A 20,028-nucleotide genomic window follows, 5' to 3' on the forward strand; every position below is an offset into this window, starting at 1 on the left:
CGTAAAACCCTGTCTACTCCTCTATCGTTTGAGTAGGTACTTCTACGCGTGTAAAATAGCCAGCCCCCATTTTCAGTGTCAAAGGGCAGTTTTATCGATAATAGCTCTTATCCCTTTGATTGAAAAAGAATTTCTTTGCGAGAGAACGCTTATGACCACAGGTTTGTATCATCCCGATGAATTCAGGGACAACTGCGGATTTGGCCTCATCGCCCACATGAAAGGGCAGCCTAGCCACAAGTTGTTGCAAACTGCCATAGAGTCTCTGACCTGCATGACCCACCGGGGTGGTATAGCAGCAGATGGCAAAACCGGTGACGGTTGCGGCTTGTTGATCCAGAAGCCGGATACGTTCCTGCGCAAAATTGCTGACGAAACCTTCGGCAAGACCCTGAGCGACCTTTATGCCATAGGTCAGGTTTTCCTCAGTCCGGACGAAAGCCGCGCCCAGGCGGCACGGGCTGCGGTTGAGCGTCACTTGACCGATCAGGGCCTGGAGGTGGTCGGCTGGCGTGAGGTTCCAACCGATAACAACTGCCTGGGGCCCATGGCCCTCGATTGCCTGCCGCGTATCGAACAGGTTTTCGTGGAGTCAGCGGGCAAGACTGAGCGGGAATTCGCGATCAGTCTGTTCGTGGGACGTCGGCAGGCTGAAATGGCTCTGGTTGAGGACGAGGAGTTCTATATCTGCAGCCTTTCTCATCGGACCCTTTCTTACAAAGGTCTGATGATGCCTGCGGACATCACCAATTTTTACCAGGACCTTGGTGATCCACGGGTGGAAACGGCGATCTGTGTGTTTCACCAGCGCTTCTCCACCAACACTATGCCGCGCTGGCCTCTGGCGCAGCCCTTCCGCTATCTGGCCCACAACGGCGAGATAAACACAGTTTCGGGCAACCGCAACTGGGCCATTGCCCGTGCATCCAAGTTCAGCTCGCCGGAACTGCCGGACCTGCAGACTCTGCAGCCCCTGGTTAACCTCACCGGCTCCGATTCGTCCAGCATGGATAATATGCTGGAGGTGCTGATGGCCGGCGGCGTGGATCTGTTCCGGGCAGCCCGGATGATGGTGCCGCCGGCGTGGCAGAACGTCGACACCATGGACTCCCAGCTGCGCGCCTTCTATGAATACAACTCCATGCACATGGAGCCCTGGGATGGTCCGGCCGGGCTGGTACTCACGGACGGCCGCTATGCAGTGTGCATGCTGGATCGTAATGGCCTGCGCCCGGCCCGCTATGTGATCACCAAGGATGACTTCTTCACGGTTGCGTCCGAGATCGGGACCTACGGTTATAAGCCTGAGGATGTCGTGGCCAAGGGCCGGGTTGGCCCCGGCCAGATGCTGGCGATCGACACCGGATCCGGTGAGTTGCTCCATACCCGGGATATAGATGACCGCCTGAAAAGCAGCCAGCCGTACAAGCGCTGGTTGAAGGATAATGGCCTCCGCGTCGAGGCGACCCTGAACCAGGACACACCCGAGTTCAGGCTTATGGATACGGACCAGCTGCAGGTCCACCAGAAGATGTTCATGGTTTCCTATGAGGAGCGTGACCAGATCCTGCGACCGCTGGCAGAAAACGGCCAGGAGGCGGTGGGTTCCATGGGTGACGATACGCCAATGGCGGTGCTTTCCAGCCGCGTGCGGCATGTAGGCGATTACTTCCGGCAGAAATTCGCCCAGGTCACCAACCCGGCGATCGATCCCTTGCGCGAAGCCATCGTCATGTCGCTGGAGACCTGTCTTGGCGCCGAGCGGAATGTGTTCGAAGAAACCCCGGAGCATGCCAATCGCATCATTCTCTCGACGCCGGTGCTTTCGCCTGCAAAATTCCTGCGCATCATCACCAACGACCGCCCCGGTTTCGAGGTTGTCCAGATTCCGCTGGGCTACCGGCCGGAGCTTGGTCTCAAGCAGGCCATAGAGGGGGTGTGTGAGCAGGCTGAAAAAGCCGTCCGAAACGGTAGCGTGCTGCTGGTGCTGACCGACCTGAAACTCAAGGAAGGTGAGCTGCCGGTCAGCTCGCTTATGGCCACCGGTGCGGTGCATCATCACCTGGTTGCCAAGGGTTTGCGCTGCGACTGCAATATTATTGTTGAGACGGGCTGGGCAAGGGATCCGCATCATTTTGCCGTGCTGTTCGGGTTTGGTGCTACGGCGGTCTATCCCTACCTGGCCTATCAGGTACTGAACGACCTGATCCGTACCGGCGAGCTTCTGATGGATCCCATCGAAGCCAAGAATAACTATCGCAAGGGTATCAACAAGGGCCTGCTGAAGATCTTGTCCAAGATGGGTATCTCGACCATTACCTCCTACCGGGGTGCCCAGCTTTTCGAAGCCATCGGTATCGCGGACGATGTGGTCGATCTCTGTTTCAAGGGCGTACCGAGCCGCATTCAGGGTGCCAGCTTTTTCGATTTCCAGCAGGATCAGGAACTGCTTGCCAGCGTCGCCTGGAAACCCCGCAAGCCGATCAGCCCTGGCGGCCTGCTGAAATACATTCACGGCCAGGAATACCATGCCTTTAATCCCGATGTGATCCGGACCCTGCAGCAAGCAGTCAGAAGCGGTGAGTACGGGCTTTACCGTGAATATGCCGCGCTTGTGAATGAGCGGCCGGTGTCGACATTGAGGGATCTGCTGGGCATCCGTAAGGATCTCAAGGCCATTGAGCTGTCTGAGGTGGAACCGGTCGAGGCCATCTTCCCGCGCTTTGACTCAGCGGCCATGTCCCTGGGCGCTCTGTCGCCGGAAGCCCACGAAGCGCTGGCCATGGCTATGAACGCCCTGGGTGGCCGTTCGAACTCGGGTGAGGGTGGCGAAGACCCGGCCCGCTACGGTACCGACAAGCGCTCCAAGATCAAGCAGGTAGCGTCTGGCCGTTTTGGCGTAACCGCAGAGTATCTGCGCAGTGCCGACGTCATGCAGATCAAGGTTGCCCAGGGCGCTAAGCCCGGGGAAGGGGGGCAGCTGCCCGGCGGCAAGGTCAACGACCTGATCGCACGTCTGCGCTATTCGGTGCCCGGGGTCACGCTGATATCGCCACCGCCTCACCATGACATCTATTCCATTGAAGATCTGGCCCAGCTCATCTTTGACCTCAAGCAGGTCAATCCCAAGGCGCTGGTGTCGGTCAAGCTGGTATCGGAGCCTGGGGTCGGAACCATCGCCGCCGGCGTCGCCAAGGCCTATGCCGACCTGATCACCATTTCCGGCTATGACGGCGGCACCGCGGCCAGTCCGTTGACGTCCATCCGATATGCCGGTTCGCCCTGGGAGCTGGGCCTCAGTGAAGCCCAGCAGGCTCTGCGCTCCAATGACCTGCGTGGCAAGATCCGGTTACAGACGGACGGTGGCATCAAAACTGGCCTGGATGTGGTCAAGGCGGCCATTCTGGGCGCCGAAAGTTTCGGGTTCGGAACCACACCCATGGTGGCTCTTGGCTGCCTGTATTTGCGCATCTGCCACCTGAATAACTGTGCCACCGGCGTGGCTACGCAGAACCAGTACCTGCGCGACGAGCATTTCAAGGGTACGGTGGAGATGGCGATGAATTTCTTCCGCTTCGTGGCGGAAGAAACCCGGGAGTGGCTTGCCCGTCTCGGCGTCAAGTCTCTGGAAGAGCTGGTGGGTCGAACGGATCTGCTCGAGCGCCTGCCTGGCGACACTGCCCGGCAGCAGAAACTGGATCTGTCACGGCTGCTGGTCAACGAGCACATACCAGCCGATAAACCGCATACCTGCCAGGTTGATCGCAATGAGCCTTTCGATCAGGGTGGCCTTGCAGAGCAGATGGTACGTGATACCTCTGACGCCATTGCCAACAAGGCCGGCGGCACCTGGACCTATCGAGTGACCAATTGCGACCGTTCAATCGGGGCCCGGCTGTCCGGCGAAATCGCCGCCCTGCACGGTAATCAGGGCATGGTCGATGCACCAATTACCCTTGAGCTCACGGGTACTGCGGGTCAGAGTTTCGGGGTCTGGAACGTTTCCGGTCTCAACCTCAACCTGGAAGGTGATGCCAACGATTACGTGGGCAAAGGCATGACCGGCGGCAAATTGGTGGTCAAGCCACCCAGGGTCAGCAGCTTCAAATCCCAGGAAACCTCTATCGTCGGCAACACCTGCCTCTACGGGGCCACGGGCGGCAAGCTGTTTGCTGCCGGTACCGCGGGCGAGCGCTTTGGGGTACGCAACTCCGGCGCCCATGCTGTGGTAGAAGGGGTTGGCGACCACTGTTGTGAATATATGACCGGAGGACTGGTGACCGTGCTTGGTACCACCGGTCATAACTTCGGTGCCGGCATGACCGGAGGCTTTGCCTACGTGCTGGATGAAAACAATACCTTTGTGGACAAGTACAACCACGAGCTTGTGGAAATCCAGCGTATATCCAGCGAGGACATGGAACCATACCGGAACCACCTGCGGGGTGTGGTGCGGGAGCAGGTTTCGGAAACCGGCAGCGAGTGGGCCGGTCATATTCTTGAGAATTTCGATGACTACATCGGGCGTTTCTGGCTGGTGAAACCAAAAGCCGCCAGTCTCCGGAGTCTGCTGGCGACCACCCGCGGCCGTCCGGAGTAACGACAGCAACGACCCTTTTGTCGGGGGCGCGGACAGGTGATCGGCCTGATCATGACTGCGCCTTTCGAAATTGAGCTGATGAGAGCATCGTGATGAAAGAAAGACTGAACAATGACTTCCAGTTTGTCGAAGTTGGGCGAGTAGACCCCAAAAAAGTGCCGGCAAAGAAACGGAAGAAAGAATTTGGCGAGATCTACCAGCCATTCAAGCAGGAAGAGGCCGCGGTCCAGTCCCACCGTTGCCTGGAATGTGGCAATCCCTATTGCGAGTGGAAATGCCCGGTCCACAACTACATTCCCAACTGGCTAAAGCTGGTAGCGGAAGGCAACCTGATGAAGGCAGCGGACCTGTGCCACCAGACCAATACCCTGCCTGAAGTCTGTGGTCGGGTGTGTCCGCAGGATCGCCTCTGTGAGGGCGCCTGTACACTGAATGACGGTTACGGCGCGGTGACCATCGGATCGGTGGAGAAATACATTACTGATACCGCCTTCGCTCTGGGCTGGCGTCCGGACCTTTCCCACGTCAAGTGGACGGACAAGAAGGTTGCTATTATCGGCGCCGGTCCGGCGGGCCTGGGCTGTGCCGATGTACTTGCCCGCAACGGCGTCAAGCCGGTGGTATTCGATCGCTACCCGGAAATCGGCGGTCTGCTTACCTTTGGTATTCCAGAATTCAAGCTGGAAAAGACGGTCATGACCCGGCGTCGCCAGATCTTCGAAGAGATGGGTATCGAGTTCCGCCTGTCCACGGAAGTGGGCAAGGACATCATGATGCAGGACATCTATGACGAGTTCGATGCGGTCTTCATGGGCATGGGCACCTACACCTACATGAAAGGCGGATTCCCGGGCGAGGATCTGCCAGGGGTTTATGACGCGCTGCCTTTCCTGGTTTCCAACGTCAATCATCGCCTCGGCTATAGCAAGCCGGAGGATGAGCTGATCGACATGAAAGGCAAGCGTGTCGTGGTGCTCGGCGGTGGCGACACCGCCATGGATTGCAACCGCACATCCATTCGGCAGCAGGCCGCCAGTGTCACTTGCGCCTACCGTCGTGACGAAGCCAACATGCCTGGCTCCCGCAGAGAGGTGAGCAATGCCAAGGAGGAGGGGGTCAAGTTCCTGTTCAATCGCCAGCCTATTGCCATTATTGGCGAGGATCAGGTGGAAGGCGTAAAAGTTGTGCAGACCCGACTGGGTGAGCCTGACGAGAATGGTCGCCGTCGTCCTGAGGTGGTGGCTGGCAGCGAGGAAGTGATCCCTGCGGACGCCGTGCTCGTAGCTTTCGGGTTCAGACCGAGCCCTGCTGACTGGCTTGGCGACCTGGAGGTGACCACCGACGATTCTGGCCGGGTACAGGCTCCGGAAGGCGAAGAGTTCCCTTTCCAGACCTCCAATCCCAAGATTTTCGCCGGCGGTGATATGGTCCGCGGCTCGGATCTTGTTGTGACAGCCATCTGGGAGGGCCGCCAGGCAGCCGAAGGTATCCTCGATTATCTCGATGTCTGAGCTTCTATTCCCGACTAAACAGGATTTGCATGACTGAACTAAAGAACGATCGTTTCCTGCGCGCCCTTATGCGTCAGCCCGTTGATCGCACGCCGGTGTGGATGATGCGCCAGGCCGGGCGCTACCTGCCGGAATACCGGGCGACACGGGCCAAAGCGGGCGACTTCCTCAGCCTGTGCAAGAACACGCCCCTGGCCTGTGAAGTGACCATGCAGCCCCTGGAAAGGTATCCGTTGGATGCAGCCATTCTGTTCTCCGACATACTCACCATCCCCGACGCCATGGGCCTGGGTCTGTATTTCGAAACCGGCGAAGGCCCCAAGTTCCGGCGCACCGTGAGATCGGCAGCGGATGTGGATGCGCTGCCTGTGCTCAAGGCAGATGTGGACCTTGATTACGTCATGAATGCTGTCAGCATGATCCGCCAGGAGCTTAATGGCAGCGTTCCCCTGATCGGCTTTTCAGGCAGCCCCTGGACCCTGGCTACCTATATGGTTGAAGGCGGCTCGTCCAAGGATTTCCGGGAGGCCAAGCGGCTGATGTATTCCGAACCGGAGGTCATGCACAGGCTGCTTGATCACCTCGCCGACGCCGTGACTGACTATCTCAATTGCCAGATCAGGGCCGGCGCCCAGGTTGTACAGATCTTCGACACCTGGGGCGGCATGCTTAGCAGCTGGGCCTATGAGGCATTCTCACTGGCGTACATGAAAAAAATCGTCAATGGTCTGATCCGGGAGCAGGACGGCCGCCACGTACCCGTCATACTGTTCACCAAGAACGGCGGCCAGTGGCTTGAGGCCATGGCGGAGACCGGGGCCGATGCCCTGGGTCTGGACTGGACTACCGATATCGGTAAAGCCCGTGCCCGTGTCGGAGACCGCGTAACGCTCCAGGGCAACATGGATCCATCCATGCTGTACGCGCCACCGGAGCGGATCCGCCAGGAGGTGGCGGATATCCTTGCCCGTTTTGGCGAAGGCACCGGCCATATCTTTAATCTGGGCCATGGCATCACGCCGGATGTTGACCCTGAGCATGCCCGCGCCTTTATCGAAGCAGTGGTCGAACTGAGTCCGGCTTACCACAAGCAGCAGTAACCACTGGCGTGGAAGCAGCAGCAGCTCTATAGTTTGGTCGAGGGCAGCCTGCTTCTTACTTTGTTGGCGGAGATTGTGTGTGGTAAATGCAAGATCAGAGAAACGCCGTTTTCACCGGGTACTGTTTGACGCGCCCTGTGACATACACTGTCAGGATGAGGTGTGGCAAAGTGAAGTGCTCGACATCTCGCTCAAGGGCGTCCTGGTAAGGCGTCCGGCGCAGTGGACCGCGCCCTTGAAGCAACCCTTCGAAATTACCATCCACCTTGACGGCGCGGCCACTGGTATTGTGATGGCAGTTGAGCTCAGGCATATCGAGGACGGCCGGCTTGGTTTCAAGTGCCAGTACATTGACCTGGAAAGCGCATCCCACCTGAAGCGACTGGTTGAGCTGAACCTGGGCGATCAAGCGGTTCTGGAGCGAGAGCTGGCGCATATGCTCGGGGACTGAATAGCTTTGAGTGACTCTGACCGTGTGCTGCCAACGGCCCCGGTCAGAACTCCTCAAGTGCCGTGAGCGCATCGCTTAGCTTGTTGACGGCAATGACTTTCATGTTCTCCACTGGTTTGCGGGGCATATTGGCTTTGGGCACCAGTGCCCTGGTGAAGCCGTGTTTCGCCGCCTCGTAGATGCGTTCCTGGCCACTGGGCACGGGGCGGATTTCCCCGGACAGACCCACCTCACCAAAAATCACCAGATCCTGGGGCAGAGTGCGGTCCCTGAATGACGATACTACCGCCGCCAGAAGCGCAAGGTCGGCACTGGTCTCGCTGACCTTGACACCGCCGACGACGTTGACGAACACGTCCTGATCGGCGCAGTGGAGCCCGCCGTGGCGATGCAGCACCGCTAACAGCATGGCCAGCCGGTTCTGGTCCAGGCCTACTGCGACCCGGCGTGGATAGCTGCCCTGGGCTGTGTCTACCAGGGCCTGGATCTCTACCAGCATGGGGCGGGTGCCTTCCCAGACCACCATGACGACGCTGCCTGGCGAGGCTTCATCTCCCCGGTTCAGGAAAATGGCACTGGGGTTTTTTACTTCCTTGAGGCCCTGCTCCAGCATGGCGAAGACGCCGAGCTCGTTGACCGCGCCAAACCGGTTCTTGATGCCCCTGAGAGTGCGATAACGGCTGTCACTGGAGCCTTCCAGCAGAATGGAGCAGTCGATCATGTGTTCCAGCACCTTGGGGCCGGCGAGGCTGCCGTCCTTGGTAACATGGCCTACAAGGAACAGGATGGTGCCGGTCTGCTTGGCAAAGCGGGTCAGGAAAGCGGCGCTTTCGCGAACCTGGGAGACGCTGCCCGGCGCGGACTCAATGTCACTGACGTGCATGACCTGAATGCTGTCTACCACCAGAATGCGAGGTTTTTCGATTTCGGCAATCTGAATGATGCGCTCGACGCTGGTTTCGGACAACATCTTCAGGTCACTTGTGGGCAGGCCCAGTCGTTGGGCCCGAAGGGCTACCTGTTGCAGGGATTCTTCACCGGTCACATACAGGGCTGGCAGGGTTCCGGCGAGATGACACACCGTCTGCAGTAGCAGGGTACTCTTGCCCGCCCCGGGCTGTCCGCCCATGAGTACAGTGGAACCGCTGATCAGCCCGCCGCCGAGTACCCGGTCAAGCTCCTGCATGCCGGAACTGATCCGGGACTGCTCTGACAGACTGACCGAACCCAGGGTCTGGACCGCAGCCAGGCTGCCAGCGAAGCCTTCGAACCGGGCGCCCCGGCTGCCCCCCGAACCTCCGGACGAACCGCTTACACCACGTACTTCAGTGATTGTGTTCCAGGCCTGGCAGGCCGTGCACTGGCCCTGCCATTTGGAGTAGTCAGCGCCACACTCGGTGCAGACGTATGCGGTCCGGGTTTTTGCCATCAGGCCAGCTTCTTGTACTTCATGCGCTCAGGCACCAGGGCCGAGTCGCCCTTGCGCTGCTTGTGGTCCTCATCGTACTCGGTGAAGTTGCCTTCAAAGAACACCACCTCACTGCCACCTTCAAAGGCCAGGATGTGCGTAGCGACCCGGTCCAGGAACCAGCGATCGTGGGAAATGACCAAGGCGGCGCCCGGGAAATTGAGCAGAGCCTCTTCCAGGGCCCGGAGGGTCTCCACGTCCAGATCGTTGGTGGGTTCGTCCAGCATCAAGACGTTGCCGCCTTCCTTCAGCAACTTTGCCAGGTGAAGGCGGTTTCTTTCACCACCGGAGAGGTCGCCTACACGCTTTTGCTGGTCGCCACCCTTGAAATTGAAGCGTCCCACATAGGCTCGGGAAGGGGTCTGGTAATTGCCCACCTGGATGATGTCCTGGCCATCGCTCAGTTCTTCCCAGACGGTTTTGCTGTCGTCCAGGTCGCGCATCTGGTCCACGTAGGCAAGTTTGACTGTTTCACCGATGGTGATGGTGCCGGTATCGGGCTGATCGTAGCCGGCAATCATTCGGAACAGGGTGGATTTACCGGCGCCGTTACCGCCGATGATACCGACGATGGCGCCCGGCGGTACCTGGAAGGTGAGGTTCTCGTACAGCAGTTTGCCATCGAAGGATTTGCTGACGTCCTCCACCTCAATCACCTTGCCGCCCAGGCGAGGCCCGGGCGGGATATACAGTTCGTTGGTTTCGTTGCGCTTCTGGAAGTCCTGTGAGCTGAGCTCCTCAAAGCGGGCCAGCCGGGCCTTGCTTTTCGATTGACGGCCCTTGGCGTTGGAACGCACCCACTCAAGCTCATGCTTGATGCTCTTCTGGCGGGCATCCTCCTGCTTGGATTCTATTTCCAGCCGCTTCTCCTTGGCCTCCAGCCACTGGCTGTAGTTGCCTTCGAAGGGAATGCCCTGGCCCCGGTCTAGCTCCAGGATCCAGCCGGCCACGTTATCGAGGAAGTAACGGTCGTGGGTAATGGCAACCACGGTGCCGGAAAAGTCGTGGAGAAAGCGCTCCAGCCAGGCCACGGATTCGGCATCCAGATGGTTGGTGGGCTCGTCGAGCAGCAGCATGTCCGGCCCCGACAGCAGAAGTCGGCATAGGGCAACCCGGCGGCGTTCACCACCGGAGAGGGTGGCAACGCTGGCGTCCCAGGGCGGCAGGCGAAGCGCATCGGCGGCAACGTCCAGTTTGCGCTCGATGTCGTGGCCATCCACTGCCTGGATAAAGCTTTCGAGTTCGCCCTGCTTTTTGGCCAGGGCGTCAAAATCGGCATCCGGCTCGGCGTAGTCTGCGTACACCTGTTCAAGGTCGGCGAGGGCTTTGTGCACGCTGGCCACGGCTTCATCAACGATTTCCTTGACGTTCTTGCTGTCGTCCAGCTCCGGTTCCTGCGGCAGGTAGCCAACGTTAAGGCCGGGCTGAGGGCGGGCTTCGCCAATGTAATCCTGATCCACACCGGCCATAATCCTTAGCAGGGTCGATTTACCGGAACCGTTTAGGCCGAGTACGCCAATTTTGGCGCCCGGAAAGAAACTCAGCGAGATGTCTTTGAGGATTTCGCGCTTGGGTGGCACAACTTTGCCTACCCGGTTCATGGAAAATACGTACTGGGCCATAGCTGGCAGGATCCTTTCGGTAGATGACCGGTGTCTCTGAACAAGCCTGTTAAGGTAGCGAAACTGCCGGCTTAAGGCAATCTGCGCCACCGGGGGCGAGCCATTGGCCCAGGACTGTTGAAAAGATGATTTCAGGGCCCGGAATACGCTAGAATAGCGGCCCTTTTCATCACCCGCATCTTTCCAGTGTCTGTTGACCAGACTAAGCACACAGGGGCAGCGCCTACATGTTTAACCGTGATATGAAAATTGCTGGATACGACGACGAGATCTGGACTGCAATCCAGGCCGAGACAGCAAGGCAGGAAGCTCACATAGAGCTGATTGCGTCGGAGAACTACACCAGCCCTCGGGTGATGGAAGCTCAGGGTACCGTGCTGACCAACAAGTATGCGGAAGGTTACCCGGGCAAGCGTTACTATGGCGGTTGCGAACACGTCGATGTGGCGGAGAACCTGGCTATCGAGCGGGCCAAACAGTTGTTTGGCGCGGCCTACGCGAACGTACAGCCCCATTCCGGCTCCCAGGCCAACTCGGCTGTTTTCATGGCGCTGCTGAAGCCGGGTGATACGGTGCTGGGCATGAGCCTGGCCCACGGCGGTCACCTGACCCACGGTGCCTCAGTGAACTTTTCCGGCAAAATCTACAATGCCGTCCAGTATGGCCTGAACACTGACACTGGGCTGATTGATTACGATGAAGTCGAGCGGCTTACCCTTGAACACCGGCCCAAGATGATCATCGCCGGTTTTTCAGCCTACTCCCAGGCACTGGATTTCGCCCGCTTCCGGGCCATCGCTGACAAGGTTGAAGCCTACCTGTTTGTGGACATGGCCCATGTCGCCGGTCTGGTGGCAGCGAAGGTCTATCCTGATCCGGTACCCCATGCCCACGTGGTTGCGACCACGACCCACAAGACCCTGCGCGGTCCCCGTGGCGGGCTGATTCTGGCCTGTGATGATCCCGAACTGCACAAAAAACTGAACTCGGCTGTGTTCCCCGGTGGCCAGGGTGGCCCGTTAATGCACGTTATCGCTGCCAAGGCGATCTGCTTCAAAGAAGCCATGAGTGAGGAGTTCAGGGACTACCAGAAGCAGGTAATCAAAAACGCCAGCGCCATGGCAGACGTGTTCATCGACCGCGGCTACGACGTGATCTCCGGCGGCACCACCAACCATCTGTTCCTGGTCAGCCTGATCAAGCAGGACATTACCGGTAAAGACGCCGATGCCGCCCTTGGCCGCGCGCACATCACCGTGAACAAGAATGCGGTTCCCAATGACCCCCGGTCGCCGTTCGTGACCTCGGGTCTGCGCATTGGCACCCCGGCTGTCACCACCCGTGGTTTTGGTGAAGCTGAATGTCGCGACCTGGCAGGCTGGATGTGTGACATTCTGGATAACCTCGAGAATGACGACATCAACGTCAAGGTCCGCGAAAAGGTTGAAGCTCTGTGCGCCCGCTTCCCGGTGTACGGCGCCTGATCGTTCACTGTGAGTGCCGGTTTTGCCGGCCTGTCCTGGAGCATTGAGTATGCATTGTCCGTTCTGCGGCGAAGCCGATACCAAGGTCATCGACTCGCGTCTGGTTGCCGAGGGCGACCAGGTGCGTCGCAGAAGAGAGTGCCTGTCCTGCCATGAGCGGTTTACCACCTTCGAGTCCGCTGAGCTTGTGATGCCCCGGGTGGTCAAACAAGACGGTACCCGGCAGCCTTTTGATGAGGACAAGCTTCGGGACGGCATCATGAAGGCGCTGGAAAAGCGGCCGGTGAGCATCGAGGAGATCGAGGCTGCCCTGAACCGTATCAGGTTCCGGCTGCGGGCGACCGGCGAGCGAGAGGTCAAGTCGATGCACCTGGGCGAGGAAGTCATGACGGAACTGCGTCAGTTGGACAAGGTTGCCTACGTGCGATTTGCCTCGGTCTATCGCAGCTTTCAGGATATCAACGAGTTCAAGGAAGAGATCGAACGCCTCTCAGCCCAGATGGGTGAGGGCGCCGACGCCGTCGATGTTGCCAAGGTACTGGCAGATAACGGTGAGTCAAAAGGCCAGAAATGATCGATGCCCGTGACACCGCGTTTATGGCGCGTGCCATTCAGCTTGCCTGGCGCGGCCGTTACTCAACGCACCCCAATCCTCGCGTCGGATGCGTTGTTGTAAAGGATGGCCATGTGATTGGTGAAGGCTGGCACGAGCGTGCAGGGGAAGCCCATGCCGAAGTGCGGGCGCTCAGTCAGGCTGGCCCGCAAGCCCGTGGTTCTACCGTGTACGTGACCCTGGAGCCCTGCAGTCATTTTGGTCGTACCCCGCCCTGTTCGCGGGCCCTGATCGATGCCGGCGTTGCCCATGTGTTTGCGGCCACCAAGGATCCCAATCCCGCCGTATCCGGCCGGGGCCTGCAGCAGTTACGGGAGGCAGGTATACGGGTGACGGAAGGGACTCTGGCCGACAGTGCCGAGAAGCTTAACCCCGGATTCATGAAGCGGATGCGTCAGGGGCGACCCTATGTGCGCGTCAAGGTAGCGGCCAGCCTCGACGGCAGAACTGCCATGGCATCGGGCGAGAGCCAATGGATAACTGGCGCGGCTGCGCGCCAGGATGTCCAGCGCCTGCGCGGCTTGAGCGACGCCATACTGACAGGGGTGGGTACGGTCCTGGCAGACGACCCCTCGCTGACAGTACGCCGCTTAGAGATGGGCGATATCGGCCATGCCACCGAACCGTCCCGCCAGCCTCTGAGGGTAATTGCCGATCGCGACGCGCGCACGCCCCCAGGCGCCAGGATCCTGCAGGGAGGCAACGTGCAGGTGTTCTGCTCGTCCCGGGCGCTCAGCACGGCCCCTGCCCAGGATCTGGCCGCGCTGGGTGTCGGTATTACAGGCATTGGCTGGCAGGACAACGGTGTCAACCTGGATGAGGTGCTTGATACCCTCGGCGAGATAGGAATTAATGAACTGCTGGTTGAGGCCGGCCCCCGTCTGGCGGGGGCTTTCGTTACTGAAGGCCTGGTGGATGAGTTCTGGCTTTACCAGGCGCCTGTTTTCCTTGGCAGCGAGGCACGACCAACGGTAACCGTGCCGCTGGAGATGATGGCAGACAGAATTCAGTGGCAGGTCGTGGACAGGCGCCAGATCGGCGATGACCAGCGTTGGATACTCAAGCGCCACCACCGGTTATCTGGATAACCAACCGGCCAGGCTCAACGGCCAATAGCTGTCCTGTGGCACTGGTCTGAAACGGTCAGAACACAGTAATCAACGGAATCAATGGACTGCCTGCCTCCCGACAAAGGCCGGCCCAAGGGTGTTACGCCATATGGCTCTGAACAAAATTGAAGACATTATTGAAGACATTCGTCAGGGCAAGATGGTTATCCTGATGGACGATGAGGATCGTGAAAACGAAGGCGACCTGGTCATGGCCGCCGAGTTCTGCACGCCTGCTGCCATCAACTTCATGGCGCGGTTTGGTCGTGGCCTGATCTGCATGCCGATGACCCGTGAGCGTTGTGAAATGCTCGAATTACCACTTATGGTGGACCGGAATGCTTCCGGGTTCGGCACCAAGTTCACGCTGTCCATTGAGGCCGCGGAAGGGGTCACCACCGGAATCTCGGCCGCTGACCGGGCCCGTACCGTCCAGGCAGCTGTGGCCCGCAATGCTAAAGCCAAGGACCTTGTCCAGCCTGGTCATATTTTTCCGTTGATGGCCAACGCCGGCGGCGTGCTGAGCCGTGCTGGACATACTGAAGCCAGCTGTGATCTTGCCTCCCTTGCTGGCTGTGAGCCGGCCGGTGTGATCTGCGAGATCATGAACGACGACGGCTCAATGGCGAGAAGGGAAGATCTTGAGCTGTTCGCTGAAACCCATGATCTCAAGATCGGCACCATCGCTGACCTGATCCACTACCGCACCATGCATGAGCGTACCATCGAGTGCGTCGAGCGCTATGATCTGGAAACCGAATACGGAGTGTTCAATCTGCGTACTTACAGGGACACCATCCAGGGGGCAACCCACCTGGCGATGGTGATGGGTGAGCTTAAGCCCGATCAACCGGCGCTGGTGCGGGTTCATATAACCGATACCCTCAGGGATCTCCTGGGTGCCCGTCGTCAGGGTTCCCACAGCTGGCCTCTGCATCATGCATTGCAGGCTGTTGCTGAATCCGGACAGGGCGTGGTTGTACTGCTGAACAGTGGTGAGGATAGCTACAACCTCGAGGACAGAATTCACGAATTTTTTGACCAAGGCCGGGCCTCTGCCGGGAAGGGGAGTTCAGGCGTTTATTTTACCGTGGGAACGGGCTCGCAGATCCTGAGGGATATCGGTGTTCGCAAGATGCGCCTGCTAAGTGCCCCGATCAAGTTTTCAGCCATCTCCGGATTTGATCTGGAAGTGGTTGAGTACGTCCCTTACGAGCCCAATTGAATGCTTAAGGCTTGCTTCGGCAGGCCATGACAGGAGCCAAGAATGGCAGATATCAAAGTAATCGAAGGCGATTTTACCCAGTGTTCCGGTCGCTATGCGCTGGTGGTGGGTCGCTTCAACGGATTTGTTGTGGAAAGCCTGGTTGAGGGTGCTCTCGATGCCCTTCGACGGCATGGTATTGCCGATGGGGACATCACCATTGTGCGGGTTCCAGGGGCCTATGAGATGCCCCTCGCTGTCAAACGGGTGGCAGAGACCGGCCAGTACAACGCCATTATTGCCCTGGGTGCCGTGATCCGTGGCGGCACACCGCATTTTGACTATGTCGCAGGCGAAGCCGCAAGTGGCCTGGGCGCGGTGAGTCTGGATTCCGACATTCCGGTCAGCTTTGGTGTGCTGACCGTGGACTCCATTGAGCAGGCCATTGAGCGTGCCGGCACCAAAGCCGGCAACAAGGGCGTTGATGCGGCCATTACCGCCCTGGAAATGGTCAGTCTGTTCAAGAAGCTGGGTGAATGATGACAGGACCTGACGAGACCGCGCCCAATTCTGGCGAACCGCAACCGGCGGCGCCCAAAACCGGTCAGCCCAAGGCCGGCGAGCGCCGGCGCGCCCGTATTCTGGCGATGCAGGGCCTGTACCAGCGCCATTTCAGCAAAAGTCCCATCTCGGATATCGAGGCGGAATTCATCGTCGACAATGATATGAGCAATGTGGATTCAGCCTATTTCCGCGATCTGCTGCGCGGCGTGCATCGAGAGCAGGCGGAGCTGGATAAGGTCCTAGAGCCTTTTCTCGACCGTCCTATTGGCGAAGTGGATGCGGTTGAACTGGCTATCGTGCGGCTTGGCGCCTATGAGTTGCGCCATCGTATTGATGTGCCCTATAAGGTGGTGATTAACGAAGGTATTGAGATGGCCAAGCGTTTCGGTGGAACTGAGGGGCATCGCTTCGTTAACAGCATTCTTGACAAGCTTAGCCGCCGTCTGAGACTGGCGGAAACCCGTCCCCGCTGAACCATGGGCGAATTTGAACTGATTCGCCAGGTGTTCATGCCAGTGGCCCGCGCCACGGCCTCTCCTGATATCGTGGTCGGCCCTGGAGACGATTGCGCCGTTCAGGCGATTCCACCGGGGAGTGAGCTTGTCTTTTCGATCGATACCCTGGTGGAAGGTGTCCATTTTCCGCCGGACTATCCACCGGAATTTCTCGCCTGGCGCAGTCTGGCTGCGGCTGCCAGTGATCTCGCTGCAATGGGAGCTGACCCGGTCTGTTTTACCCTGGCGATGACCCTGCCGGAATCGGATGAAACCTGGCTAACTGCATTTGGCCAGGGTCTGGGCTCGGCAGCCGCGAATTTTCAGATAGCCCTGGCAGGGGGGGATGTCACCTGTGGCCCGCTCACAATCACTATTCAGGTACATGGCAAACTTCCCGCAGGAACTGCGCTACTGCGTTCGGGAGCGCGTCCTGGGGATCTTGTCTGTGTTTCCGGCTGTCTGGGTGATGGAGCGGCTGCACTGCATTGGCTGAAGGTGCCAGATCCCGGCGAGCAGGCGCGCAAGCTGCTGGAGAAATACCATCATCCGCTGCCCCGGCTCGCGCTCGGTGTGAGCCTGCGGGGCAGGGCATCGGCAGCCATTGATATATCGGATGGCCTGTTGGCGGACCTGTCTCACATTCTGGAAGCATCAAATGTTGGTGCCCAGGTCGATGCCGATAAGCTCCCGTTGTCCGCAAGTCTTCTTGAGCTTCATCCTGACGAGGCCCGTACCCTGGCCCTTGAAGGAGGCGATGACTACGAGTTGTGCTTCACCCTTCCCCAGGCGCAATGGCAGTCTGTCTCGCAGCAGGGGCTGGGCCTGACTGTGATTGGGCGCATCACAGACAGGCGGGGCCTGTGGCTGAGCAGTCAGGATGGAGAGAGAAAGATGGACCCAGTGGGGTACGACCATTTCCGGGGTTACAGACCCTAGGCTTTTCGCCGACAGGCAGAGCCCCGGTCACAGGCGGTCTAGTGCACCCGCTCTTCTTCCGGTAAAAGACGTACCACGTGCAGAAACCGTTTCAGGCCGATTTCGGCACGGTCCTTGGTGGCAAAAGGACCGCTGTCAAAACCTTCCCGGGTGGTGAAATACCATTTGCCCCCAACACAGAAGAAACGACTGCAACGGAATGGAACGGGACCGGCTTCACCGCTACGAGTCTGGATATTCATGTGGCCTCCTCTGCCTAGACTGAAATGCAATATGGGACGTTATTGTCTACAGATCTTGTTACAAATTAAATCAATAGCCGTCAAATTCAACAAATTTTTACGCTTTCTGTACAAATAAAAACCATTCAATTTTAAGTGCTTGATGTTGATCGTTATGTTGTGTCCAGGTTGCTGGCTGGATTGTCTTGCGATTGTAAGAATCCGTGGGCAGAATGCGTTTTACCGTCCCGGGTCCACGGCAAGGCATCTTCGTGCCCCTTCCGGCGTGACCGTCAAGTGACCGCAGTTCATCTTCTCAGTGAGGCTTCTATGACATTCCAATGGCTGCGGCAGACTGGCCGCGTTACCCTATTATTAATGTTGATTTCCGGGGCACTTGCACTCGCTGGCTGCAGCAGCTCCATGTCTCGGGTCCAGACTTGGGATGGCGCCAAGGCTGAGCCCGGGCAGGTTGCCGTGCTCAAGACCCCTGGCGAGATCAAGGTGCAGTCGGTTAACGGCCGCCGCACAGGCAGCTTTTTGCTGGACGACCTGGAACTTGACTATGAGCTGCTACCCGGTCGGAACGAAGTCGTGTTTACCTATGAAACTATCTGGGCCAAGAAAACGGTCGTCCGGAACGGTGAGTCAAAAGTCCATACCGTTAGCACCGAGCCTCAGAAGCTGGTGATCGATGCCCAGGCAGGGGAAACCTACATATTCGAGTTGCCGGACTTGAGTGCGCGCAAGGAAGCGGAAGCCTTCGCAGACAGTCCTACTCTCGCCGTCACTAACGAAGCGGGTAAGGTTGTGGCCACCGCCTCCGAGCGAACTGCCCCCACGCCCAGCCTGCCAACCCTGGCAGGTGCTGATGATTCCGAAGCCTCTGAAGCCGACGCGGAAAAAGATGAGTCTCAGGTGGTGAACACCGGCGCGCGGGCGATGGCCGGTGAAAAGCTGGGAACCGTTGAGGCGCTGAAAGTCATGTGGGAGCGTGCCAGTGCTGACGAAAAGCGCGAGTTCCTGCGTTGGGCGTTTGAATAGTTCCGGTTTCAGCAATCCCTCACCCGGGCGCAAATGGTCGGACGGATGTCCGAACCATCAATTGCGTAACCGGGTGACGGTTTTACGGATAATCCCTTCCATATAAGTCAGTGCATCGTCCGCCAGGGTGTTGCGTTGGTGGTCCGGCTGGAGGTTTTCTTCCGACTCGGCCGGCAACTCCTGTGCGGCCTCCTCGATACATGCAAGGCTCTCAGACACCAGTTCGCTCAGCATGTGGCCCTGGGCAACGACATCCGGACACAGGGTAAAGTTGATGGTCAACTGGCCCTGGTAGCTGACGGCAACGATCACCAGCCCCATGCTGTCGAAAAGGGGAGCGGTATTGTACTGCTGCACCAGTCGGGCGCCCTGGAGATACAGGGGCACCTGAGGGCCCGGCACGTTGGTAATGGGTACGTTGAATACCGGTTGGTAGCGCTGCGCCATCTGCAGCTCGGTGTAGAGTCGCGCAGACAGTGCAAGCATGGTCGATGGGACTAGTTCGGTCAGCCGATCCGCTGATATGGCTTCCTGGTACGGTTCAGAGGCCACCGCGTTGCAGTGGATCCGGCGAATCCGCCGGGCCGGGTTGGGCTCATCGGTGGCCAGGTCCAGCAGCATCGCGGACATCTGGTTACCGGTGGCCCGCCGCAGGCTTTTCGATCGCACCGAGACCGGAGTCATGGCGACCAGTGAGCGCTCAGTATCCGCCGACTGGGAGACCATATAGCGGCGCAGGGTCTCGGCACAGACCCCCAGCACCACGTCGTTGAGCGTTACGTCCCCAAGCGAACCCTTGATGGCCTTCAGCCGTGCCAAGGAAATGTTGGCTGCCACCACCCGACGGTTGGCGGTGATTTGCCGGTTGAAGGGACTGTGAGGGGCTGAAAATAGTGGAAAGGGCAGGGGCAGACGTTTCAGCTGGCGATGAATAAGGCCCCGGGTGGTTGCTTCCATGGCGCCCGCGGCCAGGGACGCAACCCGAAACGGCTTGCGGATCAGATTGGCGCCAGCCTGCAGGGCGACCCGTTCGTCGGAAGGCGCCGCTTGTGCCTGCCAGGGCTGGGGCGCAGAGATGCGTCGAGCCTGAGGCGTGTACTCCAGTAATTTACCCATGATCTCCTCGCCGCTGAACGCATCAATCGCAGCATGGTGGAGTCGCACGATGAGCGCAAAGCCCTGTTTTTCTTCAGCTCCTGAGCCGGTGCGGAAACCATCAACGAAGGTGATGTGCCACAGGGGGCGATCCCGCTTCAGCGGTTCTTCCAGAATTTTTGCAGCCAGCGCCATCAGGTTATGTTGCAGCCCGTTTTCGCCCAGGTTCACGTAAGCAAGATGGCGTTCGATACTGAATTCGGTATCGTCCACCCAATAGGGGCGCCCTAGGCGTAGCGGGATCTCCCGCAATCTCTGGCGGAAAAACGGTACCACGTGAAGACGGCTGCGCAGATAGGCGACAAACGTGCTGAAGGCCAGCGGCTGCTCGCTGTCCTGTCCCTCGAACAGGTAGATGCCACCGATGTGCATCGGAGCGGTATCGGATTCAAGGTAAAGAAACGAGGCATCCAGCTCGGATAACTGTCGCATAAAGGTCTCCCTGACCC

Annotated in this window: 16 protein-coding genes; 12 read left to right on the top strand and 4 right to left on the bottom strand. The window is 58.8% G+C overall.

The annotated features are described in order from the left end of the window. Positions 1 to 151 precede the first annotated feature (151 nt). The 4 genes from gltB to G7W63_RS13520 all read left to right on the top strand — a co-directional run bounded on the left by gltB (position 152) and on the right by G7W63_RS13520 (position 7,662). Positions 152 to 4,600, top strand: a complete 4,449-nt coding sequence (gene gltB, locus G7W63_RS13505) for a glutamate synthase large subunit (RefSeq protein ID WP_166259015.1) — start codon at positions 152 to 154, stop codon at positions 4,598 to 4,600. A 92-nt stretch (positions 4,601 to 4,692) separates the two neighbouring features. Further along, positions 4,693 to 6,111 carry an FAD-dependent oxidoreductase gene (locus G7W63_RS13510; protein ID WP_166259166.1) on the top strand — a complete coding sequence of 473 codons (1,419 nt, stop codon included), beginning with the start codon at positions 4,693 to 4,695 and terminating at the stop codon, positions 6,109 to 6,111. Positions 6,112 to 6,140: 29 nt separating this feature from the next. Beyond that, positions 6,141 to 7,211 (top strand): uroporphyrinogen decarboxylase, encoded by a 1,071-nt coding sequence (gene hemE, locus G7W63_RS13515; RefSeq protein ID WP_166259018.1) that lies wholly within the window; start codon positions 6,141 to 6,143, stop codon positions 7,209 to 7,211. Between the two features lie 79 nt (positions 7,212 to 7,290). Then, on the top strand, positions 7,291 to 7,662 hold the full coding sequence (locus G7W63_RS13520) for a PilZ domain-containing protein (RefSeq protein ID WP_166259021.1): 372 nt from the start codon (positions 7,291 to 7,293) through the stop codon (positions 7,660 to 7,662). A 43-nt stretch (positions 7,663 to 7,705) separates the two neighbouring features. On the opposite strand, the gene radA is transcribed toward G7W63_RS13520, so the two are convergent. Beyond that, positions 7,706 to 9,091: a DNA repair protein RadA gene (gene radA, locus G7W63_RS13525; RefSeq protein ID WP_166259024.1), complete on the bottom strand. Its 1,386-nt coding sequence runs from the start codon at positions 9,089 to 9,091 to the stop codon at positions 7,706 to 7,708. Then, positions 9,091 to 10,752 (bottom strand): energy-dependent translational throttle protein EttA, encoded by a 1,662-nt coding sequence (gene ettA / locus G7W63_RS13530; protein ID WP_166259027.1) that lies wholly within the window; start codon positions 10,750 to 10,752, stop codon positions 9,091 to 9,093. The genes radA and ettA overlap by 1 nt, the downstream gene beginning before the upstream one ends. A 227-nt stretch (positions 10,753 to 10,979) precedes the next feature. Between ettA and glyA the strand changes: the two genes are divergently transcribed. The 7 genes from glyA to thiL all read left to right on the top strand — a co-directional run bounded on the left by glyA (position 10,980) and on the right by thiL (position 17,159). Then, positions 10,980 to 12,236, top strand: coding sequence for a serine hydroxymethyltransferase (gene glyA / locus G7W63_RS13535; RefSeq protein ID WP_166259030.1), 1,257 nt, complete (start codon positions 10,980 to 10,982; stop codon positions 12,234 to 12,236). A gap of 49 nt (positions 12,237 to 12,285) precedes the next feature. Further along, the gene (gene nrdR / locus G7W63_RS13540) at positions 12,286 to 12,810 is read left to right on the top strand and encodes a transcriptional regulator NrdR (protein WP_166259033.1); all 525 of its coding nucleotides are present in this window, start codon (positions 12,286 to 12,288) and stop codon (positions 12,808 to 12,810) included. Continuing rightward, a complete protein-coding gene (gene ribD / locus G7W63_RS13545) occupies positions 12,807 to 13,937 on the top strand; it encodes a bifunctional diaminohydroxyphosphoribosylaminopyrimidine deaminase/5-amino-6-(5-phosphoribosylamino)uracil reductase RibD (protein WP_166259036.1) in 1,131 nt (376 codons plus the stop codon). Before nrdR ends, ribD begins: the two co-directional genes overlap by 4 nt. Before the next feature lie 130 nt (positions 13,938 to 14,067). After that, positions 14,068 to 15,183 (top strand): bifunctional 3,4-dihydroxy-2-butanone-4-phosphate synthase/GTP cyclohydrolase II, encoded by a 1,116-nt coding sequence (gene ribBA, locus G7W63_RS13550; RefSeq protein ID WP_166259039.1) that lies wholly within the window; start codon positions 14,068 to 14,070, stop codon positions 15,181 to 15,183. 42 nt (positions 15,184 to 15,225) lie between these two features. Then, entirely contained in the window at positions 15,226 to 15,702 is a 477-nt protein-coding gene (gene ribH, locus G7W63_RS13555; protein WP_166259042.1) for a 6,7-dimethyl-8-ribityllumazine synthase, read from the top strand. Continuing rightward, the gene (nusB, locus tag G7W63_RS13560; RefSeq protein ID WP_166259169.1) at positions 15,702 to 16,199 is read left to right on the top strand and encodes a transcription antitermination factor NusB; all 498 of its coding nucleotides are present in this window, start codon (positions 15,702 to 15,704) and stop codon (positions 16,197 to 16,199) included. Before ribH ends, nusB begins: the two co-directional genes overlap by 1 nt. A gap of 3 nt (positions 16,200 to 16,202) precedes the next feature. Next, positions 16,203 to 17,159, top strand: a complete 957-nt coding sequence (gene thiL / locus G7W63_RS13565; RefSeq protein WP_166259045.1) for a thiamine-phosphate kinase — start codon at positions 16,203 to 16,205, stop codon at positions 17,157 to 17,159. Between the two features lie 38 nt (positions 17,160 to 17,197). On the opposite strand, the gene G7W63_RS13570 is transcribed toward thiL, so the two are convergent. Continuing rightward, complete coding sequence (locus tag G7W63_RS13570) at positions 17,198 to 17,401, bottom strand: DUF6316 family protein (RefSeq protein WP_166259047.1); 204 nt, start codon at positions 17,399 to 17,401, stop codon at positions 17,198 to 17,200. Between the two features lie 402 nt (positions 17,402 to 17,803). Here G7W63_RS13570 and G7W63_RS13575 point away from each other — a divergent pair, with 402 nt between their 5' ends. Further along, the gene (locus G7W63_RS13575) at positions 17,804 to 18,424 is read left to right on the top strand and encodes a DUF2057 family protein (protein ID WP_166259050.1); all 621 of its coding nucleotides are present in this window, start codon (positions 17,804 to 17,806) and stop codon (positions 18,422 to 18,424) included. Positions 18,425 to 18,481: 57 nt separating this feature from the next. On the opposite strand, the gene G7W63_RS13580 is transcribed toward G7W63_RS13575, so the two are convergent. Next, positions 18,482 to 20,011: a WS/DGAT/MGAT family O-acyltransferase gene (locus G7W63_RS13580; RefSeq protein WP_166259053.1), complete on the bottom strand. Its 1,530-nt coding sequence runs from the start codon at positions 20,009 to 20,011 to the stop codon at positions 18,482 to 18,484. Positions 20,012 to 20,028 lie beyond the last annotated feature (17 nt).

The sequence above is a fragment of the Marinobacter salicampi genome (assembly GCF_011074795.1).
Classification (GTDB): Bacteria; Pseudomonadota; Gammaproteobacteria; order Pseudomonadales; family Oleiphilaceae; genus Marinobacter; species Marinobacter salicampi.

What these genes read in the sequence shown, in the direction of transcription:
- thiL (WP_166259045.1), top strand. Translation starts at nt 16,203, where the DNA reads ATGGGCGAATTTGAACTGATTCGCCAGGTGTTCATGCCAGTGGCCCGC.
- glyA (WP_166259030.1), top strand. Translation starts at nt 10,980, where the DNA reads ATGTTTAACCGTGATATGAAAATTGCTGGATACGACGACGAGATCTGG.
- hemE (WP_166259018.1), top strand. Translation starts at nt 6,141, where the DNA reads ATGACTGAACTAAAGAACGATCGTTTCCTGCGCGCCCTTATGCGTCAG.
- nrdR (WP_166259033.1), top strand. Translation starts at nt 12,286, where the DNA reads ATGCATTGTCCGTTCTGCGGCGAAGCCGATACCAAGGTCATCGACTCG.
- G7W63_RS13510 (WP_166259166.1), top strand. Translation starts at nt 4,693, where the DNA reads ATGAAAGAAAGACTGAACAATGACTTCCAGTTTGTCGAAGTTGGGCGA.
- radA (WP_166259024.1), bottom strand. Translation starts at nt 9,091, where the DNA reads ATGGCAAAAACCCGGACCGCATACGTCTGCACCGAGTGTGGCGCTGAC.
- ribBA (WP_166259039.1), top strand. Translation starts at nt 14,068, where the DNA reads ATGGCTCTGAACAAAATTGAAGACATTATTGAAGACATTCGTCAGGGC.
- ettA (WP_166259027.1), bottom strand. Translation starts at nt 10,752, where the DNA reads ATGGCCCAGTACGTATTTTCCATGAACCGGGTAGGCAAAGTTGTGCCA.
- ribD (WP_166259036.1), top strand. Translation starts at nt 12,807, where the DNA reads ATGATCGATGCCCGTGACACCGCGTTTATGGCGCGTGCCATTCAGCTT.
- nusB (WP_166259169.1), top strand. Translation starts at nt 15,702, where the DNA reads ATGACAGGACCTGACGAGACCGCGCCCAATTCTGGCGAACCGCAACCG.
- gltB (WP_166259015.1), top strand. Translation starts at nt 152, where the DNA reads ATGACCACAGGTTTGTATCATCCCGATGAATTCAGGGACAACTGCGGA.
- G7W63_RS13575 (WP_166259050.1), top strand. Translation starts at nt 17,804, where the DNA reads ATGTCTCGGGTCCAGACTTGGGATGGCGCCAAGGCTGAGCCCGGGCAG.
- G7W63_RS13570 (WP_166259047.1), bottom strand. Translation starts at nt 17,401, where the DNA reads ATGAATATCCAGACTCGTAGCGGTGAAGCCGGTCCCGTTCCATTCCGT.
- G7W63_RS13580 (WP_166259053.1), bottom strand. Translation starts at nt 20,011, where the DNA reads ATGCGACAGTTATCCGAGCTGGATGCCTCGTTTCTTTACCTTGAATCC.
- ribH (WP_166259042.1), top strand. Translation starts at nt 15,226, where the DNA reads ATGGCAGATATCAAAGTAATCGAAGGCGATTTTACCCAGTGTTCCGGT.